Source organism: Acidisoma sp. (assembly GCF_035492295.1).
Classification (GTDB): Bacteria; Pseudomonadota; Alphaproteobacteria; order Acetobacterales; family Acetobacteraceae; genus Acidisoma.
In genome coordinates, this window is record NZ_DATJJK010000025.1 from 1 (window position 1) to 3,608 (window position 3,608).

3 protein-coding genes are annotated in these 3,608 nt (G+C 66.2%); 2 read left to right on the plus strand and 1 reads right to left on the minus strand.

Annotated features, from left to right (window positions below):
• The coding region (gene secA, locus VL752_RS01985; RefSeq protein WP_325352056.1) for a preprotein translocase subunit SecA at positions 1–1,883 on the minus strand (1,883 nt) is incomplete at its 3' end.
• A 233-nt stretch (positions 1,884–2,116) separates the two neighbouring features.
• Between secA and VL752_RS01990 the strand changes: the two genes are divergently transcribed.
• Positions 2,117–3,070: a peptidylprolyl isomerase gene (locus VL752_RS01990; protein ID WP_325352057.1), complete on the plus strand. Its 954-nt coding sequence runs from the start codon at positions 2,117–2,119 to the stop codon at positions 3,068–3,070.
• Positions 3,071–3,075: 5 nt separating this feature from the next.
• Positions 3,076–3,608: bifunctional ornithine acetyltransferase/N-acetylglutamate synthase (locus VL752_RS01995; protein WP_325352058.1), on the plus strand; the 533-nt coding region annotated here is incomplete at its 3' end.

Here is a 3,608-nt window from a genome sequence, read left to right on the forward strand (position 1 = left end):
TTCTGCTGCGCCTTCTCGAGGGCCTTGGTGACCCAGGGATGGACGATCGCCTCGCCATCCTTCAGGCCCAGGCGCTGCAGCATGCTGTCCATGCGCGCCGGCGCGAAGATACGCATCAGGTCGTCTTCGAGCGAGAGATAGAATTTCGAGCGGCCGGGATCGCCCTGGCGGCCGGAACGGCCGCGGAGCTGGTTGTCGATGCGCCGGCTCTCATGCCGCTCGGTGCCGACAACGAAGAGGCCACCCGCCGCGACCACGGCATCATGCGCCTGCGCAATCTCGGCCTGCAGCGCGGCGTCAGCCGCCGCGTATTCCTCCGGGTCGGCGATATGAGCGAGTTCGAGGCGGCGGCGCATGTCGATATTGCCGCCGAGTTTGATGTCCGTGCCGCGGCCGGCCATGTTGGTCGCGATCGTCACCGTGCCGGGCGCGCCGGCCTGGGAAATGATCGTGGCTTCCTGCTCGTGGAAGCGCGCATTCAGCACCGCGTGGGGCACCTGCTCGCGCTTGAGGAGCTCGCTCAGGATCTCGCTTTTCTCGATGCTGGTCGTGCCGACCAGCACCGGCTGGCCGCGCGCCCTGGTATCGGCGATCAGCTTGGCAAGCGCGGTGTATTTCTCGGCCGCCGTGCGGTAGACCTCGTCATCCTCGTCCCGCCGCGCCACGGGCACGTTGGTCGGGATTTCGACGGTCGACAGCTTGTAGATCTCCTCGAACTCATCCGCTTCCGTCATCGCCGTGCCGGTCATGCCGGCAAGCTTCGGATAAAGCCGGAAGTAGTTCTGGAAGGTGATGGAGGCGAGCGTCTGGTTCTCCGGCTGGATGGTGACGTGCTCCTTCGCCTCCAGCGCCTGGTGCAAGCCTTCCGAATAGCGGCGGCCTTCCATCATGCGGCCGGTGAATTCGTCGATGATGATGACCTTGTCGTCACGCGTGATGTAGTCCACGTCACGCGTGAAGAGCGTATGCGCCCGCAGGCTCTGCTGGGTGTGATGGAGGATCGAGATATTGAAGACGTCGTAGAGATTGCCTTCCTCGATGATGCCGGCGTCGCGCAGCATCTCCTCCACCCGCTCGGCGCCCGGCTCGGTCAGGGTGACTGCTTTCTGCTTCTCGTCCTTCTCATAGGTCTCGGGATCCTGAACCAGGATCTTCACCACCTCATCCACCTGCCGGTAGAGATCCGAGCTGTCCTCGGCGGGGCCTGAGATGATGAGCGGGGTGCGCGCCTCGTCGATCAGGATGCTGTCGACCTCGTCGACGATCGCATAATGGAAGTCGCGCTGGACCATGTCCTCCAGCCGGTACTTCATGTTGTCGCGCAGATAGTCGAAGCCGAATTCGTTGTTGGTGCCGTAGGTGATGTCGCAGGCGTAAGCCGCGCGGCGCTGGCTGTCCTCCATGCCGTGGACGATGATGCCGGTGGAGAGGCCGAGGAAGGAATAGAGTTCGCCCATCTGCTCCGCATCGCGGCGGGCGAGGTAGTCGTTCACCGTCACCACATGCACGCCGCGGCCCGAGAGCGCGTTGAGATAGACGGGCAGGGTCGCGACCAGGGTCTTGCCTTCGCCGGTCTTCATCTCCGCGATGCGGCCGCTATGCAGCACCAGCCCGCCGACCAGCTGGACGTCGAAATGCCGCATGCCGAGCACGCGCTTCGATGCCTCGCGCACCACCGCGAAGGCTTCCGCCATGATGTTGTCCACCGACTCGCCACCGCCCAGCCGGTCCTTGAGGACCGTGGTCTTGGCCCGCAGCGCCTCGTCGGAGAGGGCGGCCATCTCCGGCTCGAAGGCATTGACCTGCGGCACGATGCGCCGGTAGCCACGCAGCACGCGGTCGTTGCTGCTTCCAAAAATGACGCGGGCGAGAGATCCGAACATGAGATCCTTGGGGTCAAAAGGGCCGGAGCCAGGCTCCGGCAGTCGGCAGACGGGTCCGGCCCGCGAAACTGGGCGGGCCCGATAGCCTGATTGGGCGGCAAGTGATAGGACCCCAGGCTAGTTGGGTCAACGCGCGCCAGTGTCCACCCCCGGGCGGCGCCCCTTCTTGTGGTACGGGCGGTCTTCGGCCATTCTCCGCCGCCCTCGGCACCCCCGCCAGATCAGAGGTTTTCATGCGCCGTTCCTGCCTATCCCTGACCTTCCTCGCCAGCACCGCTCTGGCCTTTTCCCTCACGGTCCAGGGGGCCTCGGCCCAAAGTGCGGCTGCCGGCTCGGGCCAGCCGGCCGCTGCACCGGCCGGCACCGCCGATACTGCGCCCAAGAACCCGGTCATCGCCACGGTGAACGGCCAGGACATTCACATGAGCGACCTGCAGGAGATGGCGCGGAACCTGCCGCAGCAGCTGCAGGGCATGTCCCCGCAGCAGCTCTATCCCATTCTGCTCGACCAGATCGTGGACCAGAAGGCGATGGCGATCCAGGCCAAGAAGGACGGCCTGCTGAACGATCCCGCCGTGCAGCAGCAAATCGAGGTCGGCACCGAGCAGGTGCTGCAGGGCGCGCTGATCCGCAAGGTCATCGGGCCGCAGATCACGCCCGAGGCGATCAAGGCCGTCTATGACAAGGACTACGCCGACAAGCCCGGCGTCGAGGAGGTCCATGCCCGCCATATTCTGGTGAAGACCCAGAAGGAAGCGCAGGACATCATCAAGCAGCTGGACAAGGACAAGGGCGCCAATTTCGCCGAACTCGCCAAGAAGGATTCGACCGATCCGGGCAGCGCCAATGGCGGCGACCTCGGCTGGTTCAAGAAGACCGACATGGTGCCGGAATTCGCCGATGCCGCCTTCGCGATGAAGGACGGCCAGATCACCCAGACCCCGGTGCATACCCAGTTCGGCTGGCACGTGATCCAGGTGCTCGGCCATCGTACCGATCCGGCGCCGAAGCTCGCGGACGTCCAGGACAAGATCCGCAACCAGCTGATCCAGGAAGGTATTCATAAGCTTCTGGAGCAGGTCCGCAGCCAGGTCGCGATCAAGGAATTCGCCCCCGATGGCTCGCCCCTGCCGGCCGCCGACGCGGCGCCCACCGGTGCCGCCCCCGCCGCTCCCGCCAGCAAGTAAGCGCCATGGCCAGCATCACGAGCGTGTCTCCGCTGGCGGTTCCGCTGCCGGAGCTGGGGCCTGTCGCGGGGGTCCGCCTGGGCTCGGCCGAGGCCGGCATCCGCTATCAGGGGCGAACGGACCTCATGATGATGGCCTTCCCCCGCGGCACGACCGTCGCGGGGGTCTTTACCCAGAACAAATGCCCGGGCGCGCCGATCGACTGGTGCCGCGCGGCGCTGGAGGGCGGGCGCGCCCAGGCGCTCGTCGTCAATGCCGGCAATGCGAATGTCTTCACCGGCCGCGCCGGCGTCGCGACCGTCAAGGCGACCGCGAAGGCGGCGGCCGATCTTGCTGGCTGCCCGGCGAAGCAGGTCTTTCTCGCGTCCACCGGCGTGATCGGCGAGGTTCTGCCCGCCGAGCGCATCACCGCCGCTCTTCCCGCGCTGCATGAGCGGCTGCAGGAGGACGGCTGGGAAGCCGCCGCCCGCGCCATCATGACAACCGATACCTTTCCCAAGGGGGCGACCCGCAGCGCGATGATCGGCGGCGTGCCGGT

What these genes read in the sequence shown, in the direction of transcription:
- VL752_RS01990 (WP_325352057.1), top strand. Translation starts at nt 2,117, where the DNA reads ATGCGCCGTTCCTGCCTATCCCTGACCTTCCTCGCCAGCACCGCTCTG.